General features: G+C 56.6%; 20 protein-coding genes. 13 read left to right on the plus strand and 7 right to left on the minus strand.

Going from position 1 to position 21,438, the window contains the following annotated elements:
• Positions 1 to 13 precede the first annotated feature (13 nt).
• Positions 14 to 1,039: a zinc-dependent alcohol dehydrogenase family protein gene (locus ACTQ40_RS07830; protein WP_441563755.1), complete on the minus strand. Its 1,026-nt coding sequence runs from the start codon at positions 1,037 to 1,039 to the stop codon at positions 14 to 16.
• A 368-nt stretch (positions 1,040 to 1,407) separates the two neighbouring features.
• Between ACTQ40_RS07830 and ACTQ40_RS07835 the strand changes: the two genes are divergently transcribed.
• The 4 genes from ACTQ40_RS07835 to ACTQ40_RS07850 all read left to right on the plus strand — a co-directional run bounded on the left by ACTQ40_RS07835 (position 1,408) and on the right by ACTQ40_RS07850 (position 6,097).
• Entirely contained in the window at positions 1,408 to 3,000 is a 1,593-nt protein-coding gene (locus tag ACTQ40_RS07835; RefSeq protein WP_441563757.1) for an alpha-glucoside-specific PTS transporter subunit IIBC, read from the plus strand.
• 154 nt (positions 3,001 to 3,154) lie between these two features.
• A complete protein-coding gene (locus ACTQ40_RS07840) occupies positions 3,155 to 4,498 on the plus strand; it encodes a 6-phospho-alpha-glucosidase (RefSeq protein ID WP_441049098.1) in 1,344 nt (447 codons plus the stop codon).
• Positions 4,499 to 4,625: 127 nt separating this feature from the next.
• Positions 4,626 to 5,702 carry a redox-regulated ATPase YchF gene (gene ychF / locus ACTQ40_RS07845; RefSeq protein WP_089572784.1) on the plus strand — a complete coding sequence of 359 codons (1,077 nt, stop codon included), beginning with the start codon at positions 4,626 to 4,628 and terminating at the stop codon, positions 5,700 to 5,702.
• 11 nt (positions 5,703 to 5,713) lie between these two features.
• On the plus strand, positions 5,714 to 6,097 hold the full coding sequence (locus ACTQ40_RS07850; protein WP_154517947.1) for a DUF1648 domain-containing protein: 384 nt from the start codon (positions 5,714 to 5,716) through the stop codon (positions 6,095 to 6,097).
• A 9-nt stretch (positions 6,098 to 6,106) separates the two neighbouring features.
• Here the strand turns inward: ACTQ40_RS07850 and ACTQ40_RS07855 are convergent, their stop codons facing one another.
• Positions 6,107 to 6,496, minus strand: coding sequence for a hypothetical protein (locus ACTQ40_RS07855; protein ID WP_427719443.1), 390 nt, complete (start codon positions 6,494 to 6,496; stop codon positions 6,107 to 6,109).
• A gap of 76 nt (positions 6,497 to 6,572) precedes the next feature.
• On the opposite strand from ACTQ40_RS07855, the gene ACTQ40_RS07860 reads away from it, so the two are divergent.
• Entirely contained in the window at positions 6,573 to 6,791 is a 219-nt protein-coding gene (locus tag ACTQ40_RS07860) for a helix-turn-helix domain-containing protein (protein ID WP_427719445.1), read from the plus strand.
• Between the two features lie 317 nt (positions 6,792 to 7,108).
• Here the strand turns inward: ACTQ40_RS07860 and ACTQ40_RS07865 are convergent, their stop codons facing one another.
• On the minus strand, positions 7,109 to 8,122 hold the full coding sequence (locus ACTQ40_RS07865) for an asparaginase (protein WP_441563760.1): 1,014 nt from the start codon (positions 8,120 to 8,122) through the stop codon (positions 7,109 to 7,111).
• Between the two features lie 268 nt (positions 8,123 to 8,390).
• Here ACTQ40_RS07865 and guaA point away from each other — a divergent pair, with 268 nt between their 5' ends.
• Positions 8,391 to 9,989, plus strand: a complete 1,599-nt coding sequence (guaA, locus tag ACTQ40_RS07870) for a glutamine-hydrolyzing GMP synthase (RefSeq protein ID WP_441563762.1) — start codon at positions 8,391 to 8,393, stop codon at positions 9,987 to 9,989.
• Between the two features lie 129 nt (positions 9,990 to 10,118).
• Here guaA and ACTQ40_RS07875 read toward each other — a convergent pair whose 3' ends face one another.
• Entirely contained in the window at positions 10,119 to 11,336 is a 1,218-nt protein-coding gene (locus ACTQ40_RS07875; RefSeq protein WP_441563764.1) for an InlB B-repeat-containing protein, read from the minus strand.
• A gap of 337 nt (positions 11,337 to 11,673) precedes the next feature.
• On the opposite strand from ACTQ40_RS07875, the gene ACTQ40_RS07880 reads away from it, so the two are divergent.
• The 4 genes from ACTQ40_RS07880 to ACTQ40_RS07895 all read left to right on the plus strand — a co-directional run bounded on the left by ACTQ40_RS07880 (position 11,674) and on the right by ACTQ40_RS07895 (position 14,746).
• Positions 11,674 to 12,999: an LPXTG cell wall anchor domain-containing protein gene (locus ACTQ40_RS07880; protein ID WP_441563766.1), complete on the plus strand. Its 1,326-nt coding sequence runs from the start codon at positions 11,674 to 11,676 to the stop codon at positions 12,997 to 12,999.
• A gap of 104 nt (positions 13,000 to 13,103) precedes the next feature.
• Positions 13,104 to 13,337 carry a hypothetical protein gene (locus ACTQ40_RS07885; protein ID WP_441563767.1) on the plus strand — a complete coding sequence of 78 codons (234 nt, stop codon included), beginning with the start codon at positions 13,104 to 13,106 and terminating at the stop codon, positions 13,335 to 13,337.
• Between the two features lie 39 nt (positions 13,338 to 13,376).
• The gene (locus ACTQ40_RS07890) at positions 13,377 to 14,177 is read left to right on the plus strand and encodes an SDR family NAD(P)-dependent oxidoreductase (RefSeq protein WP_123220203.1); all 801 of its coding nucleotides are present in this window, start codon (positions 13,377 to 13,379) and stop codon (positions 14,175 to 14,177) included.
• A gap of 398 nt (positions 14,178 to 14,575) precedes the next feature.
• Positions 14,576 to 14,746, plus strand: a complete 171-nt coding sequence (locus ACTQ40_RS07895; RefSeq protein ID WP_441563769.1) for a hypothetical protein — start codon at positions 14,576 to 14,578, stop codon at positions 14,744 to 14,746.
• Between the two features lie 71 nt (positions 14,747 to 14,817).
• Here the strand turns inward: ACTQ40_RS07895 and ACTQ40_RS07900 are convergent, their stop codons facing one another.
• Positions 14,818 to 15,261 (minus strand): helix-turn-helix domain-containing protein, encoded by a 444-nt coding sequence (locus ACTQ40_RS07900; protein WP_441559332.1) that lies wholly within the window; start codon positions 15,259 to 15,261, stop codon positions 14,818 to 14,820.
• 106 nt (positions 15,262 to 15,367) lie between these two features.
• On the minus strand, positions 15,368 to 17,173 hold the full coding sequence (locus ACTQ40_RS07905; RefSeq protein WP_441559333.1) for an amidohydrolase: 1,806 nt from the start codon (positions 17,171 to 17,173) through the stop codon (positions 15,368 to 15,370).
• Between the two features lie 241 nt (positions 17,174 to 17,414).
• Between ACTQ40_RS07905 and ACTQ40_RS07910 the strand changes: the two genes are divergently transcribed.
• Positions 17,415 to 18,326, plus strand: a complete 912-nt coding sequence (locus tag ACTQ40_RS07910; protein ID WP_441555039.1) for a response regulator transcription factor — start codon at positions 17,415 to 17,417, stop codon at positions 18,324 to 18,326.
• Between the two features lie 64 nt (positions 18,327 to 18,390).
• Here the strand turns inward: ACTQ40_RS07910 and ACTQ40_RS07915 are convergent, their stop codons facing one another.
• The gene (locus ACTQ40_RS07915) at positions 18,391 to 18,627 is read right to left on the minus strand and encodes a response regulator transcription factor (protein WP_441062878.1); all 237 of its coding nucleotides are present in this window, start codon (positions 18,625 to 18,627) and stop codon (positions 18,391 to 18,393) included.
• Between the two features lie 315 nt (positions 18,628 to 18,942).
• On the opposite strand from ACTQ40_RS07915, the gene ptcA reads away from it, so the two are divergent.
• Both ptcA and ACTQ40_RS07925 read left to right on the plus strand, forming a co-directional pair.
• Positions 18,943 to 20,013, plus strand: a complete 1,071-nt coding sequence (gene ptcA / locus ACTQ40_RS07920) for a putrescine carbamoyltransferase (protein WP_427719844.1) — start codon at positions 18,943 to 18,945, stop codon at positions 20,011 to 20,013.
• 266 nt (positions 20,014 to 20,279) lie between these two features.
• The coding region (locus ACTQ40_RS07925; RefSeq protein ID WP_441563770.1) for an APC family permease at positions 20,280 to 21,438 on the plus strand (1,159 nt) is incomplete at its 3' end.

A 21,438-nucleotide genomic window follows, 5' to 3' on the forward strand; every position in this document is an offset into this window, starting at 1 on the left:
AGTGTCGATCGATTTACTTGCTGGGGTCGATTATATATTTACCCATGGCACGCAGAGCTGGGTCTGACAGGATGGCGGCGAGTTCTTCGAGGGAAGCCACCTTTGCGACCATCGAAGAAACGTCGATCCTGCCCGAGTCGATGAGCTCGAGCGCGCGACGCTGCGTATAAGGATTGATGAAGGATGAGGTGAGCACGAGCTCCTTCTGGAAGACCTCGAAGGGCTTGACGGTGATTGTCTCATCGGGCTTGGTAAGTCCGAACATCATAACCGTGGCCTTATGGCCGGCGATTCTAATGGCCTGCTCAATGGTGACGGGCTTACCGACACATTCGATTACAACGTCGACGTTGCCGACGCCCTCCTGCTTCAGGCGGGCCGGGACGTCCTCATGGATGGAGTCAATCGCCAGATCGGCGCCGAGTTTGAGCGCAACTTCGCGCTTGCCTTCGACGGGTTCGAGCAAAACGACTTTGGTGGCACCAGCGTTTTTGGCAAGCTGCATCATGAGCAGACCGATCATGCCACCGCCGATAACGACAACTGTGCTGCCGGGCTTGATGTTGCACATATCGATGCCGTGCAGACAGCACGCCACGGGCTCGGTCATGGCACCCTGCTCGAAGCTGGTGTGTTCGCCCAACTTGTAGACTTGCTGCATATCGACGGAGCAGTACTCCGCAAAGCCGCCGTTGACGGTGGTGCCGTAGCCGGTCATATGCTCGCAGTAGTGGTTGATACCGTCGCGGCAGGGTTCGCAGCAACCGCAAGGGTGGTTGGGGTCTATGCACACGCGATCGCCCGGTTTAAAGCCGGTGACATCGCAGCCCACGGTCTCGATAACGCCAGCGAACTCATGGCCAAGGATCGTGGGCGGGGTAACATCCGCTGCACCCTTGTCGCCTTCATAGATATGCACGTCGGTGCCGCAGACGCCGCAAGCTTTGACGTTGATCAGCACGTCGCGCTTGCCCACGGCCGGTTTTGCCGAATCCTCGACCCTGAGATCGTGCTTTCCATAGAAGACCGCGCTTTTCATGGTGACTCCTTTACATGGCGGTGAATGTTGTATTGAAGTATAGGTATGTAAACATTCTTATACAAGCATATCTAGACAAGTTGATAAATATTTTGGTTTTGAATAATTAAGACAAACAGGCAATAACATGTAATAACAGGCAAAATACTAGAAATAAACCGTTCGCCGTCAATTATTGACCGCTGACCGAACACAGAAACAGTATTAACTTGTCTAGATAAGTGATATGATAAAAACAGAAGCGCAAGAAGTCGGGGACACGGGCCCACCCGTCCTATTGCACGAGGTACACGCAAACGGCGCGCCTGCGGTCTCGAGTGAAGCCAAAACCGCAGTCGCTCCGAATGAAGAGAGGGGGATTCCCCGTCATGATGCAAAAGATACAACGTTTCGGCGGTGCAATGTACGCGCCTGCAATTCTTTTCGCATTTTCCGGAATCATCGTCGGCCTGGGTACGTTGTTTACCACCGAGGCGATCTTTGGCGAGATGGCCACAGCGGGCCATCTTTGGTTTGATTGCTGGAATGTGCTGCTCCAGGGCGGTTGGACGCTCTTTAACCAGATGCCTTTGCTGTTTTGCGTAGCGTTGCCAATCTCGCTTGCGAACAAGCAGAACGCTCGCTGCTGCATGGAGACTTTGGCCATCTACCTTACCTTCAACTACTTTGTAAGCACAATCTTGGGGCAGTGGGGCCCTGTCTTTGGGGTCGACTACTCTGTCGAGGCGGGCAGCGGTACTGGTCTTGCCACTATCGCAAGCATCAAAACGCTTGATATGGGCATCATGGGCGCGCTCATTATCTCTGGTATCGCCACGATGCTGCATAACAAGTTCTTCGATACCGAGCTCCCCGAGTGGTTGGGCGTGTTCTCGGGCTCCGTGTTCATCTATATGATCGGTTTCTTCGTTATGGTTCCGGTCGCTATTATCGCCTGCCTGGTGTGGCCGCATGTTCAGGCTGCTATCGCCGCCTTCCAGGGATTCATCCTTTCCGCCGGTACGTTTGGCGTGGGCGTCTTTGCTTTCTTCGAGCGCCTGCTGATCCCTACAGGCCTGCACCACTTTATCTATACGCCATTCTATTACGACAATGCGGCGGTCAACGGCGGCATCTTTGCCGCTTGGGCCAACATCCTGCCCCAACTGGCTGCCGATCCGAGCATTGCTCTTAAGGATGCCGCACCCTGGGCTGCCTATACCTGCCCCGGATGGACTAAAGTCTTCGGCTCGCTTGGCGTCGCCATTGCGTTTTATATGACCGCCAAACCCGAGCGCAAACAGCGCGTCAAGACTCTGCTCATTCCCGTCACCCTTACCGCCATGCTCTGCGGTATCACCGAGCCGCTTGACTTCACCTTCCTGTTCGTCGCGCCCGGCCTGTTCGTCGTCCACTGCGTGCTCGGAGCGCTCGGCTGCATGGCTCAAAACCTCCTTGGCGTCGTAGGCATCTTTGACGGAGGCATCATCTCGATGCTCTCGTGGGACTGGCTGCCCCTTTGGGCCGCACACGGTCTGCAGTACGCCATCTCCATCCTTGTCGGTCTGTGCTTTACCGCTCTTTGGGTCGTGGTCTTCCGTTTCCTGATCGTCAAGTTCGACTTTAAGACCCCCGGTCGCGAGGATGACGATGTTGAGGTCGAGCTCAAGTCCAAGGCCGACTACAAGCAAAAGCAGGGCGGTGCTGCTGCTAGCAAATCGGTCGCCCAGAGTAAAGATGATGAGCGCTTGGTGCTTGCCGAGAACATCCTCGATCTACTCGGTGGCACGGATAACGTCATCGATGTAACTAACTGCGCTACCCGTCTGCGCGTTAACGTCAAGGACAAGGGCGTCGTTGCACCTGAGGCTTCCTTCAAGGCAATCGGTACGCATGGCTTGGTGGTCCAAGGCCAGTCGATCCAGGTCATCATCGGCCTTACCGTCCCGCAGGTTCGCGAGAAGTTCGAGAGTCTTCTGTAAACCATCGTCCATCGAAACAATCGGCCTTGCAGAGCCGGTATGCACCACAAGGCCGATTCTAGAGATAAAAAATCCACTTCTAGGTAACAATTCCAAACCGTGCAGGCCGCGTACGGGGATGGATTGAGCAAGCGGCCAGAATGAGGAGGACATCATGTCCAAGAAAAACTATGCCGTGACCATTGCCGGCGGTGGCTCTACCTTCACCCCGGGCATCGCTCTGATGCTGCTTGAGGAGCGCGACCGCTTCCCGGTCAACAAGGTGACCTTCTACGATAACAACGCCGAGCGCCAGGAGATCGTGGCAAAGGCCTGCGAGATCTACTTCCACGAGAACGCCCCCGAGGTTGAGTTCAACTACACCACCGACCCCGAGACCGCATTCACCGGGACCGACTTCGTGCTTGCTCACATCCGCGTCGGCCTGTATGCCATGCGTGAGCTCGACGAGAAGATTCCTCTCAAGTACGGTTGCGTTGGCCAAGAGACCTGCGGTGCCGGCGGTATCGCCTATGGCATGCGCTCCATCGGTGGTGTCATCGAGATCCTCGACTACATGGAGAAGTACAGCCCCAACGCTTGGATGCTCAACTACTCCAACCCCGCAGCTATCGTCGCCGAGGCCTGCCGCGTGCTGCGCCCCAACAGCCGCATCATCAACATCTGTGACATGCCGATCGACCTCATGGATAAGATGAGCCGTATGTGCGGCATCAAGGATCGCCGCGAGCTGCAGTATAGCTACTACGGCCTCAACCACTTTGGTTGGTGGAGCAAGATCTACGACAAGGACGGCAACGACCTCATGCCGCAGATTAAGGAGCACATGGCTAAGAACGGCTACCTGGACGGCATCGAGCACGAGGCCGGTAAGGAGCAGCATGTCGAGGAGAGCTGGATTCACACCTTCGGCAAGGCCAAGGATGTCTATGCTGTCGATCCCGAGACGATTCCCAATACCTACCTCAAGTATTACCTGTACCCGGACTATGTCGTCGAGACGTCTGACCCCAACTACACTCGTGCCAATGAGGTTATGGACGGCCGCGAGAAGAAGGTCTTTGGCGCTTGCCGCGACATCATCGCCAAGGGTACGGCTAAAGACGGCGGCTTTGAGCCAGATGTACATGCCAACTACATCGTCGACCTTGCCTGCGCGCTGGCCGAGAACACGCTCGAGCGCTTCCTGCTGATCGTCCCCAACGATGGCGCTGTGCCCAACTTCGACCCGACGGCCATGGTCGAGGTGCCTTGCATCGTCGGTTCCAACGGCTTTGAGAAGATTTGCCAGGGCCCGATCCCGCAGTTCCAGAAGGGCCTCATGGAGCAGCAGGTTTCCGTCGAGAAGCTCGTTGTCCAGGCTTGGGTCGAGGGCAGCTACCAGAAGCTCTGGCAGGCGCTCACGCTCTCCAAGACCATTCCTTCGGCGAGCGTTGCTAAGCAGATCCTGGACGAGCTCATCGAGGCCAACAAGGATTACTGGCCCGAGCTTAAGTAAGGACTGCTGTCTCGAACTCTCACGCATCTCTGCTTCATTTGCGCCGCCGCGGTGTCCGGATTCGCCCGGATGCTGTGGCGGCGCTATACTTATGCAGTTTGAAGTACCTGTACCAAAAGGAGCTGTCGTGTCCCTTTCCATCGGTATCGTGGGCCTGCCCAACGTGGGCAAGTCGACGCTGTTCACCGCGCTTACCAAAAAGACCGGCCTTGCCGCCAACTACCCGTTCGCCACGATCGACCCCAACGTGGGTATCGTCGATGTGCCCGATAGCCGCCTGCAAAAGCTCGCCGACATTGTCAACCCTGGCCGCATTGTGCCGGCTACGGTCGAGTTTGTCGACATCGCGGGCCTGGTGAAGGGTGCCAACGAGGGCGAGGGCCTGGGCAACCAGTTCTTGGCAAACATTCGCGAGACCGACGCTATCTGCGAGGTCGTGCGCTATTTTAAGGATCCCAACGTCATGCGTGAGGTGGGTCGCACGGGCGAGTTCGTCGATCCCGCTGGCGATGCCGACACCATCATGACCGAGCTCATCCTGGCCGACATGGGCACGCTTGAGAAGCAGCTGCCTAAGCTCGAGAAGGAGGCTAAGCGCGACAAGGAGCTCATGCCCAAGTTTGAGGTCGCCAAGCGCCTGCTTGCCTGGCTCAACGAGGGCAAGCGCGCCGCGTCCATGGAGATGACCGACGAGGAGCGCGCCGCTGCGAAGGGCCTGTTCCTACTCACCATGAAGCCCATCTTGTATGTGGCCAACGTGGACGAGGACATGCTCAACGAGGACCTGGCGCCCATCGATGGCGTCAAGCCGCTGCCGATCTGCGCCAAGATCGAGGCCGAGCTTTCCGAGCTCGATCCCGAGGATGCGGCCGACTACCTGGAGAGCCTGGGCCTGGAGCAGCCCGGCCTGGACGTGCTCGCGCAGGCAGCCTACAAGCTGCTCGGTCTGCAGTCGTTCTTTACGGCTGGCGAGATGGAGGTCAAGGCCTGGACGGTGCGTCAGGGCGCGACCGCCCCGCAGGCCGCCGGTGTCATCCATACCGACTTTGAGCGCGGCTTTATTAAGGCCGAGGTCATTGGCTATGACGACTACATCGAGCTCGGTGGCGAGCAAGGCGCCAAGGCTGCAGGCAAGCTGCGCATCGAGGGCAAAGAGTATGTCATGGCCGATGGCGACGTCGTGCACTTCCGCTTTAACGTGTAAGGACGGCGAGCATGTTTAAATATGGAAAAAAAGCTGGCTACATGGGCATCGCGCTGCTGGTGCTTGCAGTGCTTCCGCTGGTGGTCGCAGCGTTTGTAATCCCCAACATTGGTCCCGAGGTGGCAACAAAGTTTAATGCCGCCGGTGAGGTGACGCGCTGGGGCAAGAGCTACGAGCTGCTGGCATTGCCGGTGCTCAACCTGCTGCTGAGCGTGGCGACGTACTTTACGGCGGGACGCCAGGCAAAGAACAATGAGGACTCCGCCGCCATGGCGCGCATCGTGTGCGAGCGCTACCTGCGAAACGGCTGCATCACGGGCGCATTCCTCAACGTAATTAACGTCTACTTTATGTATTCGGCGATTACCGGCACAGGTTTTGGCCTGGGCTTTTAGCTTGCGCCTTTAGGCAACGAGCCTGCAAGCATATTCGATGGCTGCTGCGAGGCCGCCGCTCGATCGTGGTTGAAAGACCACATCGGCGGCGGCCTCGTTTTCGTATCCGGCACCGCGAAGGCAGAGCGCGATACCGGCTTCCAAGAGAAGGGGCAGGCCACACTGGCTGGTTACGATTACGGCAGCCTGATTGAGTGAGCAGCCGTGCGCTTGGCATTGGATGGCAAGTTCACCTTGCGCCGGGCAAGGGACCAAAACGGCGGCGACGCGACTTGATAGCAATGCAAATGCTGTGCGCTCATCGGGCGAAAGGCATTCTGCTTCAACGACGACGAGCTTGGGCGGTGCGCTGTTTGTGCGAAGCGTGGCTCGGTACATGCGGACCGAAGAACCCGACATAGAAAACTCCTGTATATTGGGCAAAACGTAAACTATAGTTTACGTTTTTGTTTTGCTCCATTTCAAACTCGTCTGCATGAACGAACATGCGAAACAGATTCTTGGCGAGCGAGTCGAGCGGACGCGCAAGGCCCTTGGTATCTCCAAGGTCGATTTTTGCGTGGCGGTTGGAATCAGCCGACCTTATCTCGATCAAATCGAAAGCGGAACGGCAAACAGCACGCTCGAGATTTTATTTAAACTTGCGCCCGCGCTTGGCATGACGGTGTCAGAGCTTCTCGAGGGCATTGAGTAGGCGTTTTTGCTAGATTTGTCGTTTGCTGAACGGGTCCCCCCGACGGCGGCGTGCAAAAACCCGAGTATTCAGCATCCCTCAATAAATTGACAGCAACCGAAGGCGCAAATACGATGCTTGCTGTTTTGGATTATCCACAAAATTCATTATTATGAGGAATAATTGACGCGTGGGACGAGCCTATCGAACCGAAAAGCGATTTACAGCTAGCGGTTTTAACGTTTCCGGAAGGGGCGGGTGCTGAAAACTCCGCTTTTTGCACGTTCCGAGAGGTACCACGTGCCCTACAAGGCCCAAAGAGGCGGATTTTGTTTTAGCTACACCATCGGGATGCGGTCATGGTTGACCTGGCTGTAGAACAGGCGCTGAATCTCGGCCGCATCACGTGACTGGCCGAGCGCCCACATGGTCTTGGCCACGAGCGTTTCGGTGGTCATATCGTCGCCGCGCAAAATACCCGGATGGTCGGCGTAGGCACGGCCGACCTCATAAACACCCAGATCGAGGCCCTCTTCGGGGACCTGTGTGGTCATAACGACGGTGCGACCCGAATCGACCCAGCGGAAAATCGCCTCCTGGAATGACTCGCCGGACTCGCCAAACTCGGGAATACCGCCAATGCCAAAGGTCTCCAGAATTACGGCGTCGTAGCTATCGGTCAGGGCGTCCAATATGCCTGGATTCACGCCGGGCGTGAGCTTAAGGACAAACACGCGCGAGTCGATAATGTCGTAGAAACGAACCGGGCTCTCATTCTGGTGGGTGCCGTGGAGCCCGTTGCGCACGATGCGGTCGTTGCGGATGTAGGCAATGGGCGGATAGTTGACGCTGATGAACGCGTTAAAGCTCATGGTGCGCTGCTTGCGGGCGCGCGTGCCGGCGATGGCCACGCCGCCAAACACGATTGAGACGTCGTGCGAATGCTCGTCGAGCGCATAGAGCAAGCTCTGGTACAGATTGAGCTTGGCATCGGTAAAGGGGTTGCCCATGGGCTTTTGCGAGCCGGTGAGCACGATGGGCTTGGGGCTGTCCTGAATCAGGTAAGAAAGCGCCGCCGCGGTGTAGCTCATGGTGTCGGTGCCGTGCAGAATCACGAAGCCGTCGTGGTCGGCATAGCCCTCGACGATGACGTCGCGGATCCGCATCCAGTCACTCGGACGCATATTGGTGCTGTCGATGTTCATGGGCTGCACGACGTCGAGCTCGCAGAGGCCCGAGATCTCGGGGACGCTCTGGGCGAGCTCCTCACCGGTCAGGGCGGGAGAGAGGCCGTTGCCGTCCTCGGTCGATGCGATGGTGCCGCCCGTGGCGATGAGAAGGATGCGCTTCATGTTGGTGTTCCTATCGTATTTGCCGCCCCAGAGGCGGAGTCGTTCGGCAGTATTGTGGCACAGGGCGTCCAATGTTCAAACGTATTACATCATCTGTAACGTTTGGTAACACTTCAATTGCCGTCAAATAGGGGCCCAGGTCGTGCGTTTGCCGTGCGCTGATGGCTGCGAGGGACGAGAAACCCCATATAACGTGTACACTATGAAAGTTATTCTCGTTTATTCGCGCGGGTGGGCATCGGCTCCCCGCCAACAAGAGGGGGAAACCATGGATCAAAAGGCTTCCGCAAAGGTCCTCGTACTCGACTTTGGTGCGCAGTACGGTCAGCTCATTGCCCGTCGCGTCCGCGACCTCAACGTGTATTCCGAGATTGTTCCCTGCGACATCTCGGCCGATGAGATTCGCGAGATGAACGCCTCTGCGCTCATCCTTTCCGGCGGCCCGGCCTCCGTGTATGCCGAGGACGCTCCGTCCATCGATCCTGCCATCTTTGACCTGGGCCTTCCCGTTCTGGGCTTCTGCTACGGCCATCAGATCACGGCCGTGACGCTCGGCGGCAAGGTCGGTCACTCCGAGGTGGGCGAGTACGGCCGCTCCACTATTACGCGCACTGCCGGCGCCAAGCTCTTTAACTCCACGCCCATGCAGCAAACCGTGTGGATGAGCCACCGCGACGCCGTGTCCGAGGTGCCCGAGGGCTTTACCGTTACCGCCAGCACCGACGTGTGCCCGGTTGCCGCCATGGAGTGCCCCGAGCGCAAGATTTTCACCACCCAGTTCCACCCCGAGGTCAAGCACTCCGAGTACGGTCAGCAGCTGCTGAGCAACTTCCTGTTTGAGATCTGCGGTCTGGAGCCCAACTGGAGCATGGACAACCTGGTCGAGACCATGACGGCCGAGTTCCGCGAGAAGGTCGGCGACGACCGCGTGATTCTGGCCCTGTCCGGTGGCGTCGACTCCTCCGTCGTGGCTGCGCTGGGCGCTCGCGCCGTGGGCAAGCAGATGACCTGTGTGTTCATCAACCACGGCCTGCTGCGCAAGGGCGAGCCCGAGCAGGTGGAGGAGGTCTTCACCAAGCAGTTCGATGTCGACTTTATCCACGTTCACGCCGAGGACCGTTATGCCGAGCTTCTGGCCGGCGTGATCGAGCCCGAGGAGAAGCGCCGCATCATCGGTACTCAGTTCTGGAAAGAGTTCTTCGCCGTGGCGCAGCAGCTCGAGACCGATGGCAAGCCGGTCAAGTACCTGGCTCAGGGCACGATCTACCCCGACATCATCGAGTCCGGCGCTCGCAAGACGGGCGGCAAGACGGCCACCATCAAGAGCCATCACAACCTGATCCCGTTCCCCGAGGGCGTACACTTCGACCTCATTGAGCCGCTTGATCACTTCTTTAAGGACGAGGTCCGCGCGCTTGGTCTGGCACTGGGCCTGCCGGGTCATATCGTGTTCCGTCAGCCTTTCCCGGGCCCGGGTCTGGCCATCCGCATTATCGGTGCGGTCGACAAGGAGAAGCTCGAGATCCTCAAAAACGCCGATGCCATCGTGCGCGAGGAGCTGGATGCCTACAACCAGCGCCTGTTTGAGCAGACCGGCGAGCGCAACTCCGAGCACAGCTGCTGGCAGTATTTCGCGGTCCTGCCCGACATCAAGTCCGTTGGCGTTATGGGCGACGAGCGCACCTATCAGCGCCCGATCATCCTGCGTGCCGTCGAATCCAGTGATGCCATGACCGCCGACTGGGCCAAGCTGCCCTACGAGGTGCTGGCCCGCATTTCCGGCCGCATCGTTGCCGAGGTTCCCGGCGCCAACCGCGTGTGCTATGACATCACGTCCAAGCCGCCCGCGACTATTGAGTGGGAATAGGAGAAAATCGGGAATAGAATTCCCAATTTTAGTAGGAACAGCGTAACTAGGTACGCGAATGGGAAGGGGAGTCCCGCGGGACTCCCCTCTGTTTAGATTGAGAATTAGAACGGTAACGTCACGTATGCTTTATGCGTGCTTGCGTTTGCGATACGCGATTAAAGCGATGCTGACTGCAATCAGGGCTGCTGCACTGAAGCAGAGGGATGCCAGGAGTGCCATCTGGTTGTCACCGGTCCGGGGGATTGTTGAGTTGGTGGGAGCGGAGTCGGCATTCTTCTTCCACTGGGCGTACAGGGTGGTGTCCTGGTCTGCGTTCTTCTTGGCGTCGAAGGCCTGCTTGCCTTCCTTGTCGTAGGTCCAGCCCTTGAAGGTGTAGCCTTTGGCGGCAGGATCATCGATAAGGGTGATGGGCTTGCCCTTCTCGGTCTGCTTGGTCACACTGTCGCCGTGGCCGTTCATGTCGAAGGTGACATCGACCATTTCGATGATGGGAGTGGAGGGAGCTTCCCAGACAGCCGTGAAGGTGATGTTTTCTTTAGCGGTGTATTCGCCGATAAAGGGATCGGTGCCTTCGGAGCCCTTCATGATCCAGCCAACGAATGTGTAGTCGCCGTCAGTGCCTAGATTGGGGAGTTCGACGATCTCACCCTTGTTCACGGTTTTGGCCTCAGGTGCGGTCCCGAATTCGGATTCGAAGGAAACGGTGACCTTTTCCTTTTTTGTCCATTTGGCGTAGACGGTCATGCTTGTAGCGGCGGTGCCGTTGAACGAGGTGGTGAGGCTCTCATCGGTGAACCAGCCGCCGAAGTCATAGTCGGTATCGGTGGGCTCGGGCAGGGTGACGGACGTCCCCTTCTTGACCTTAATGGGGTCGATCTGGGTTCCGTGGCTGTTCATATTGAAGGTCACGGTGACGGTTTCATAAAGCTCTGCTTTAGTGAATCGGGTATTGGCATCCGAGCCTTCAATGGAAGATGCTCCGGTTTGGCCGCCATTAGGAATAGGGTATGTAAATTTGGCGATTAATGTTTGTCCATCATTCGTTGTCAACTCAAGGACAGATGGGGGAATTGCATCTCCGCCGTTATTCGTGATATGGGCCTCCAGGTGATCGCCCGAGCCAGCTACTTTTATTTCAAGCGGAAGGTTCTTTCCACCTGTTTCTGGAACGACATCTCCCGGCGTTAGGTCTCTATTCCAGGTGGCAATGGGCCCTTCGCCTTCAGCCCAGGCGTAATTCTGGGCGCCGGAGAAGGTGAAAGCGCAAACGCCGACGATGGCTGCGAGCGTGAGGAAGAAAACCGTCCGGCGCCTGGCCAAGGTCTCTATAACCTGTATCTTCATCGTATCCTCCAATTCAAGCGTGCGCTCCCTATTGCAACATTGCATTTCATGTTAACAGAGAATTATTTTCGGGCATGTCCCTTGCTCGGCTCGGGCTTGCTCTGGGCGGGGATGCTTCGTGGTCTTGATGGGGTGGGTGCCTAATTCGAAGGAGGCAGAATCTGGTTTGGTGGTGCAGAAAAGTAACAAATATGATTTATTAGAGAGGTAATTACATTCAAACGACGCATAGCCAACAAAGACTCGGTTATTCTTTACCAAATCGAAAAAACGCAGCAACACACTGTACGTCGTGTTGCGTTTTACGTTGGTTCAATTCGATGCGATTGGAGCAGACATGAGCTTCATGGATTCCAAATTCTCCAAATGGGGAGAGGTCGCAACTGCAGTTCTCTCCCAATCGCTTGCGAAAAGATTTGCGAGGGTGATGCTGGCGGCAGTGCTGGCAGCATCTTTTCTGCCCGTCGCAGCTTTCGCTGATACCCCTGCAATCAGTGGCCCAAATCATATTAAGTACTACATGACTGCGCAATATACCAATGGAACATCAAGGTCTGAATATAATTGGGATTGGTCCTCTAAGGACGGTGGAAAAATCGAAATCTCGTATCTTGATGGTCTTTATCCTGATCGCAAGACTGTTTCTGTAACGGGAATTGAAGTCGGCAGCGTGATTTTGAAGGTTTCGGGAGGTAATAAGGATCCAGAACAATTCGTAATCAATATTGGAAAGCGTACCGTAGGTTTGTCTTCCTCGTATGGCCATAAGATCTATGACGGCAAACCTCTTACTGTCGTAGGAATTAATGAAGATGGGGAGGGTTGGATTTCTGCTGACAGAGACAGAGTTAAATACACGATGACCGGTTCTCAGACGAATGCTGGCGAATCGGATAATACGTTTGACGTAGAGTTTCCTTCAGGTAGTGAGGAATACTTCAAGGAACACTACGCTATTACCATTAGTTATGCTAGATTGAATGTCGCACAGCGTCCGGTCACCCTGACCTCCGCGAGTGGTTCGAAGGAGTACGACGGCAAGCCCCTGACCAATCACAAGGTCACCGTTGGGGAGGCTGCCCGGGATACTGGTTGGGTCGATGGCCAAGGTGCCACCTATTCTTTCACCGGCTCGCAGAAGATCGTCGGCTCCTCTGAGAATACATTCGAATGCATCCCCAACGAGGGAACCAATCTGGACAACTATCAGATCAACAAGACGTACGGAACCCTGACCGTTACCGACCGTAGCGAGAAGTACCAGATCACCCTCACTCCCAATTCCAAGTCCGTGGCCTACGACGGCACCGAGAAGTCCGTATCCGGTTTCGAGACCCTGGAGTTCCAGATCAATGGTCAGACCTTCTACGTTTCCGGCGTTGAGGCTTCTGCAACGGGCACCGATGCAGGCGAGTACCCTGTAACGAAAAGCGGTCAGGCGGTCGTGACCGATGCCGACGGCAACGATGTGACCGACCAGTTCACCGTGAACATCGACGATGCCAAGCTGACCATCGTCGGGGGCGACTCCGATAAGTCTGCATCCAATCTCCCTCACACCGGCGATAGTGCCGCCCTCTATGCAATGGGCATCTGCGGCGTTGCGATCGCTGCCGGTGCTGGGGCGCTCTTCACGTTCAGAAAGCGCAACAACTATAAATAAGCACGGATACCATTGGTGCAGCTCCATTGAAATGAAGTGCTAAGATAATCAGAAAAGGCACCTTCCCGTCTGGGAAGGTGCCAACTTTGTGCGCCGAGCATGGCATGTCAGAGAGCAAGCGTTTTGTTGAGGGGGTAAATTGTTTGCTAGCAGCCTCTGACCATGCTAAATCTGTCTACTATTCAAACAGAAAAACGAGCAGCTCAACATATTTTCCTGCAGAAAAGAATACGGCAGTGCACGCAACGCGGCCGGCCCCTTCCCTTCCTGCCGAAATCCCCACGACTGCCATCCGCTTTTTCTATGCAAATATTCACAAAAACGCGAAAAAGGAATAAAAATACCTTATCGATTATTTGAACGAGAAAGGGAACACAATGGGTAGACTCGAAGGCAAAGTTGCTATCGTAACGGGCTCCACCAGCGGTATTGGCATCGGTATTGCAAAGGTATACGCAGCCGAGGGCGCAACGGTAGTTATTAGTGGTCGTCGTGCCGAAAAAGGCCAAGTTGTAGTTGATCAAATTGTTGAAGCAGGCGGCAAGGCAAGCTTCCACTATTTCGACATTACCGAACCAGCAAGCATCGAAGCGCTTATTGCAGACACTGTAGAGCAATACGGCAAGCTCGATATTTTGGTAAACAATGCAGCAAACGTTGCCCTCAAGGACGGTCGTGTTGACGAGCTCACCCTTGAAATGTGGGACGCTATTTTGGAAAGCGACCTGCGCGGCACCTTCTATGCAACGAAGTGCGCTATCCCCTACATGAAAGAAATTGGTGGCGGCGCAATCGTCAACATTGGCTCTATGGCATCATGTGCAGGCGACTTAGGTTCTACCGCTTATGCATGCGCCAAGGCGGGCGTAGACATCTTCACGCAATACGTTGCCTTGCAATACGGCAAAGACAACATCCGCTGCAATTGCATCCGTCCAGGCTTGATTGTTACGCCAGAAAACGAGGCGAAGGTTCCTCAGATGCTCAAAGATATCTTCTTGGGTAGCATCATGGTTAACCGCTACGGTTGCCCAGAAGACATTGCTCATGCAGCCGTATATTTTGGCTCTGATGAAAGTACCTACACCACGGGACAGATCATCAACGTTGACGGCGGCATGAATTCGCACGCTCCAACCGTTGCTCAGTTCCGCCAGATGAATTCCCGCACGTGGTAATTCGTACAGGCGAATAGACCAGTACGAAAGCGCGAACGCGAGAATGCGGAAAGCGTGGACGCGTGAACGTGCTAGAGTGTGAAAGCGCGAAGGCGCGCAGGACTGAATGCGCGAAAGCACACCACGCACGCAAAAGATTTCTTGCAGATAGAATCTACATGGCCACCCTTTGCGGGTGGCCATGTTTTTTGTGCAGGCAATCTGTTGGCTAAGGCTTATAGGACAAAATGTGTGTCCACGTTGGGGGCATCGGCGCAGGTCGATGCCCCTTTTTCAGCCGTATAAATTCCGTGCCCGCTTTTAACCGCTCGGACAGAATGTGTGTCCGGTTGCCTATCGTTCCCGCAGGTATATAACCTTTTCCGGAACCGTTAAAAACCCTTTCGGAAGAGGTGCCCATGAAGACCGTCTATTGCTCCTACTGCGGCGGGCGGGCCTTCAGGAGCAGGACGGCCGAGTTCCGGGAGGTCTGGCCCACGCTCGCCCCCGACGGCGGGTTCTCCGGGGCCGTGCGCGAGACCTGGCCGCAAACCATGGTCCAGCGCTGCCTTTGGCATGCTTTCTCCTAGGTGAACAGGCACACGACTAGTAGGCCGAGGCTGAGGGCGGTGATCGAGCTGAGGGGGGCTGGCCGTCGACCTTATACACAGTGAGACCCTGAGGGAGGCCAAGCAGCGGCGGGCGCCTTCTCGGCAGATACATCGATTGAAAGGCCCGATCCATTCTCGACAGGCACGATGCCGAACTCGTCCTCCAGCTGCAGAAGGAGGCCCAGGAGGTCTCGGGCGTTCTCTACCCTGAAGTCCTTCAGGGCAAGCGGAGAGATGTCGAGAGCTTCGGCGATGGCTTCCACCTGAGGCTGCTTGGGAGTCCTGAAATCCGTCTCATAGTGACGGATCGCGCCCTTGGAGACGCCGATTTTCTCGCCCAGCTCTCCCTGATAGAGCCCGCGAAGCTTACGGTAGTACCTGATTTTCTCGCCGGTAGTAAAGTGCGCTAAAGCAAATTGGAGAGCGAGAAGCCCTTTCGGGATACAGCGTGTTTGCGTATTGCCGCAGTGCCGGTAAGGACTGCGAAGTCGCATAGATTGGCCCCCGCGGCTCTGCGGGACTAATGACCGCAGAGCCGCGGGGGCTTGTGTTCGAGGGTTTGTGAGCCGTTCTGTAATGCTGGCACCTTCTGGCGTGGTTCTATCCCTTGTAGACGATGCGGCCGTCGGAGATGGTGTAGATCACGCGCGTGTCGGAGATGGCCTTGGCATCGGCTTCGAGAATGTTGGTGTCCAGCACGACGAGATCGGCGAACTTGCCTACTTCAACGGTGCCGATAATATCGTCCATGAAGTTCTGGTAGGCGTCGTTCTTGGTGTAGGCCTCGAGCAGCTGGTAGGCAGTGAGCCCCTGTTCGGGCCAGCGGGTCATGTCGGTGTCCTCTTCCTCGGGATAGGGCGAGTTGCGGGTAACGCCAACCTCGATCGCATCGAGCGGGGCAAATGGAATGACGGGGGCGTCTGAGGAGCCGCTGATGCAGATGCCTGCCTCGGCCAAGTGCTTTGTTGGGTACAACGCCATGGCGCGCTCGTCGCCGATATAGGCGCGCTCCAGGTCCATGAGATCATCGTGGTACATCATCAGGAATTGGAGATTCGCCACTACATCCAAATCGGCCATGCGCTGGATATCCTCATCGGTAATGGCGCATACGTGGGTGATCGTGTGCCGCGCGTCGCGCTTCCCATTGGTCGCCCGAGCCTCCTCGAAGGCATCAAGGGTGCCGTGAACGGCGCCGTCGCCCATGGCGTGCACGTGCACCTGAACGCCTTCTGCATCAAAGTCGTGTACAAGACGGGTAAAGTCTTCCTGAGACCAGATGGGTTCGCCGCACCAATGATCGCCGAGTCCCGTTGATTCCTGGTAGGGTTCCAGGAAGACGGCGGTGCCTCTTTCGGTCACTCCGTCGTAGAAAATCTTCACGGTATTCGAAGAAATCATGTCTGTGGCGGAGTCGTTGTAGGACTTGATGGCGGAAAGCACCTCGTCATAGGTGCGGCCTTCTTTCATAGTGGGGACGACGCGCATGCGCAGGGTCAAATTGCCCTCGTCCTCCAACTCGTGATACATGTCGATAATATCAAGACCGCCTTGGGTGATATTTGTAATGCCGGTTATGCCATAGGAGTTTGCTTCCTTCATGAATTTGCGCATGGCCTTTTTCAGATTATCGTTGGTCATGGTGTTGGGCATGATGGCGAACACAATTCCCTTGGCGGCATCGGAGACGCACCCCGAAGGCTCTCCCTTCTCATTGCGATAGAACAGGCCGCCTTCTGGGTCGGGGGTGTCGGCAGTTACGCCAGCCATTTCGAGGGCCTTGGAATTGACCCAAGCGGCGTGGTAGGAGACGTCGTGGATGAGAATGGGCTTATCGGGGCAGATGGCATCTAGATCTTCTTTCGAGGGCCCGGGATTCGAGCCGTCGGGAAGCTGGTAGGCATTGAGCATGAAAGGCGCTCCGATGTAGCCCTCCTCGTCGGGATGGGCCTCCACGAAGTCGCGGATTGCCTCGAGGTATTCCTCGTTGGTGGTAAGCCCCGTCAGGTCGATCTGGAAGAGGGCGTTGAACCAGTTGCCAGGGGCGTGGATGTGGCCGTCAATGAAGCCGGGGGAGACGAACTTGCCATCGAGGTCGATGACTTGAGTATTGTCTCCTACGAAAGCATCGATGCCCGAATCGTCGCCCACGTACACGATCTTGTTGCCCGCGATAGCGACGGCTGATGCAACATCGCTTTCTGACACCATGGTCTGCACATGGCCGTTGCGGAGCACGATATCGGCAATGTTTTGATCGGCGGAACCGGGCGTGGCATTTGATCCAGGCTGCTCCCCGGATGCGCATCCCCAGAGTCCGCCCGAGAACGCGGCAGCCGCTAGGGCGCTCGATCCAATGACGAAACGACGGCGGCTGAGAGGTTGCTTCTGATGGGATGTGCTCATAAGACCCTCCTTAATTTGGTTGCAGCGCTGTCTCTTTTTTGCGCTGCAGTAATTCAACCTTAAGAGTCAGGGGGTCCTTTGTTAAGAAAAACAGAGAGGGATTTGAGATTAATCGGAGGATGATTTTCTATCCCCCTGTCTCTGAACAGCGAAAATGCAGGGAGACAAATCGGACGTTGGGGTAGTTTTAGCTTTGGGTGCTAAATCTTCTATAATGTTGCCGCTTGATGAAGGAGGAGTCGTGTCCCTCGCTTTTCTCTACAATGTGGCAAGTTGCATCGCCTATGCGTTTGTCAGTGCTGCCTATGGGAGTCTGCATTATGTCGAGCGCAGGCGGGGCTATCTCTTCGTCGCGCTCACCTTCCTTTTGTATACGATAGATATATGTTCTGTATTCATGTATGAGTTCGTTCCGGAATTCGCGATGCAATTCGAGGGCACGCGAAACGCCTATCCTATGCTCCGCTTTGCATTCAACATGGTGGTAATCCTCTTGTATCGGCTCGTTCTCGGCAGCTTGCTCTCGCGCAGCTTCTCTCTCGTAGAGGGATTTTTTTGGGCAGTTTGCATGATGGTGGCATGGGCAAGTGGCGCTTCGTCAGTCGAATCGGTTGCACTATGGCGCGAGTTTCTCTTTACCAGGTTGTTGGCGATCTGGGTAATAGGGTACGGCATCTGCTGCTTGGCGGCAGAGTTTCGACGCATGAGCCGATGGCGATGGGTTCTCTCGCTCTTACTTGTGCTCATATATGCCTTGGCGGAAGCGGCAACGTATTTGGCCTTTAGACAGGAGGGCGGCGCGCGCTCTGTCTCTCCTCGTAGGGTTCCCGTTGAGATTATGGCGCTTTGCTTCACCGTGGCTGCGTATGTCTTTCTTGCACATCATCGGCGGATACGTAATGTGCGGTTGGCGGAATCCCTTGTGCCCTGGATTGCTCGCGAATACGGGCTGACCAAGCGCGAGGAAGTACTGCTGTCGCTCCTTGAAAAGGGCGCATCGAACAAGGAGATTGCTGAGCAAGAATGCATTTCCGTCAACACGGTGAAAACCCACATATCGAATATTTACGCCAAGCTTGGTGTGAGTAGCCGAGACGAGCTTGCGCAAAAACTTAGAAAGGAACTGAGTGGCCGTAAAAGGGCCGGGCTCTGAGAGGCTGGGAGTCGGTGCGGCTATGCGGCCGCCCCCTACGGGATCAGCCGTCTACGGCCGTTCTTCATCCCTTCCAGAACAGCTGGGTGAGTTCTTGGCGGGTGGCGGTGCCGGTTTTCTTCAGAATGTTGTGCACATGGGCCTTCACAGTGCCCAGGGCCAGTTGCAGCGAACTGGCGATGTTCTGGTTGTCCTTGCCCTGCAGCACCTCTTTCAAGATGACGCGCTCGCGCGCGGTCAGGTGACAGTGCTCGCAGAAGGCGAGGAGCAGCTTGTCTACGTATTCTTGGGTGTCGGGCACGTCGGTGCTCGGCGGTTCCTTAGAACGGAGGCGCAAGGTGTTGACAGCGGCGCACAGGGCGAAGAAACCAGTTCAATATCAATCCGTCTAGGCGTTAGGACTAGTTAGGATTAGCTAGGATTAGCTAGGATTAGCCAGGGTAAGGTGTGCGGTGAGCTAATGTAATCTGAAAATAATCCTGGTTATTTCTTCTCAAAACTACGGGTGCGCCCCATGCTGTGTGGCGCAAGGGAGCGTCTCGCTCATTTCGGGGCGCTTCATGGGGGCGCGGTCCGCAAGGGGCGGTCCGGCCAACGAATTTTGAAGGAGATTTCAATGGTCAAAGATTACATCGACACCAACGACTTCACAAAAGAAGAGCTGCTCGGCATGGTAGATCTGGCCATCGCCATGAAGGGGCTCATCAAGGAGGGCGGCGAGTACCCGCACCTGCTGAAGGACAAGACCCTCGGCATGATCTTCCAGCAGGTGTCCACCCGTACCCGCATCTCCTTCGAGACGGCCATGACCGACCTCGGCGGTCACGCCCAGTTCTTCGGCCCCGGCTCCATCCAGCTGGGTGGCCATGAGTCCATCGAGGACTCCGGCCGCGTTATGGGAAGCCTCGTCGACATCCTCATGGCCCGCGTCGATCGTCATAAGGATGTAGTGAGCTTGGCGAAGTACTCCGCGGCCCCCGTCATCAACGGCATGAGCGAGTACAACCATCCCACCCAGGAGCTCGGCGACCTCATGACCATGATCGAGAACTTGCCCGCCGGTAAGAAGATCGAGGACTGCAAGTTTGCCTGGATCGGCGATGCCACCCAGACCTGCGCGTCGCTCATGTTCATCTGCACGAAGATGGGCATGGACTTCGTGCAGTTCGGACCGAAGGGACATCAGATTCCCGACGGCTGCCTGCATATAGGCACCGATGAGGAGCGCGCCGAGTTCGGCAAGCATCTCATGGCTATCGGCGAGGAGAACTGCAAGGTCTCCGGCGGCACCATCACCATTTCCGACGACATTTCCTGCATCGAGGGCGCCGACTTCGTGTACACCGATGTGTGGTACGGCCTCTACGACAGTGAAGTCTCCAGCTCCAGCTACATGGATGTATTCTATCCGAAGTACCAGGTGACCTGGGATATGATGAACGTTGCCGGTCCGAACAGCATGTTCATGCACTGCCTGCCCGCCAACCGTGGCGAGGAGGTCGTCGACGAGGTCATGGACGATCCCGAGCGCTCCCTGTGCTGGGTCGAGGCCGAGAACCGCAAGCACTCCATTCGCGCCATCCTGGCCACTCTGTGCCCCCAGAGCGAGCCCGACGAGCAGAAGGCTGCGGCATACCGCGCCACCATCAATGAGCGCATGGCCGCTCTCGGTAAGCACGGTCTGTAAGACGTACCAGGTCGGGCGAGCTACGGCTCGCCCGCCTTCGCAGGAGATGGGCGACCTCATGGCCATCGGCGAGGAGAACTGCAAAGTCTCCGACGACAACCGAGTGCATCAAGGGCGCCGACTTCATCTACACCGACGTGTGGTATGGCCTGTACGATGCTTTCTGATGGGCGGCAGCAGATGCTTGTCTATTGCTGCCCATCATCTGCGCCACTGCGCGTAAGCACTGGCGCCCTGTCTGAAAACGACTGAGCAAAGGATTAAATATGAGTGACGGAAAGAAAAAGCTTTCCTTCCTGACGGTCATTTCGACCATCATCTGCGTCGTCTTCGTTTGCGAGGCCGCCGCTCCTGCTGCTGCCATTGGCAACCAGCAGTTCTTCTGGTGGATCTTTCTGATCCTGACCTTCCTGCTCCCTTACGGCATGGTCGTCGCCGAGCTCGGCACCACCTATGACGGCGAGGGCGGCATTTACGACTGGGTACGCGATGGCCTGGGCGACAAGTGGGGCGCCCGCATTTCGTACTACTACTGGGTCAACTACCCGCTGTGGATCGCCTCGCTGGCGACCATGTTCCCCGACATCCTGGGCATGGTCTTTGGCGTCGAGTTCAACCTGATCGCCAAGATGGGCATCGAGCTCGCCTTCGTGTGGATCGTCTACCTCATGGGCCGCTCCAAGGCGGCCGACTCCGAGTGGGTCCTCAACGGTGGCGCCCTGATCAAGGTCGCCGTTGCCGTCATCGTCGGCGCCCTGGGCATCTGGTATGCCATGGAGAACGGTTTCGCGAACGACATGTCCGCCGCCACCTTCCTGCCCGAGCTCACCAACACCAACGCCCTGGGCTACCTGTCCATCATCATCTTCAACTTCACGGGCTTCGAGGTCATCTGCACCTTCGCCAAGGACATGGAGAACCCGACCCACGACATTCCGAAGTCCATCATCCTGGGCGGCCTGACCATTGGCGCCATCTACCTGTTCGCTGGCTTCGGCATCGGCGCCGCCATCCCGGCCGACTCCATCGACCCCGACTACGGCATGATCGTCGCAGTCGAGACCATGGTGGGCGATTCCGTGCTCTTCAAGGTCATCTGCATCGCCTTCCTGATCACCCTGTTCGCCAACATGGCCGCCTGGTCCTTCGGCGTCAACTCCGTCGCCCGCTACGCCGCCGAGCACGGCAACATGCCCAAGGTCTTCGCCTCGATGATCTCCGAGGACGACATGCCCAACGGCGCCAACCTGGTCAACGCCGTCGTCGCCTCCCTGGTCCTCTGCCTGCAGCTCGTTCCCGTCGACGCCATCTCCAACGGCGTCTTCTGGATGCTCTTCGGCACCTCCGTCGTCTTCCTGCTGCTCACCTACATCCCGATGTTCCCGGCGTTCCTCAACCTCCGCAAGAACGACCCGAACCGCGAGC

The organism is Collinsella sp. Sow4_D11 (assembly GCF_052116465.1).
GTDB lineage: Bacteria > Actinomycetota > Coriobacteriia > Coriobacteriales > Coriobacteriaceae > Collinsella.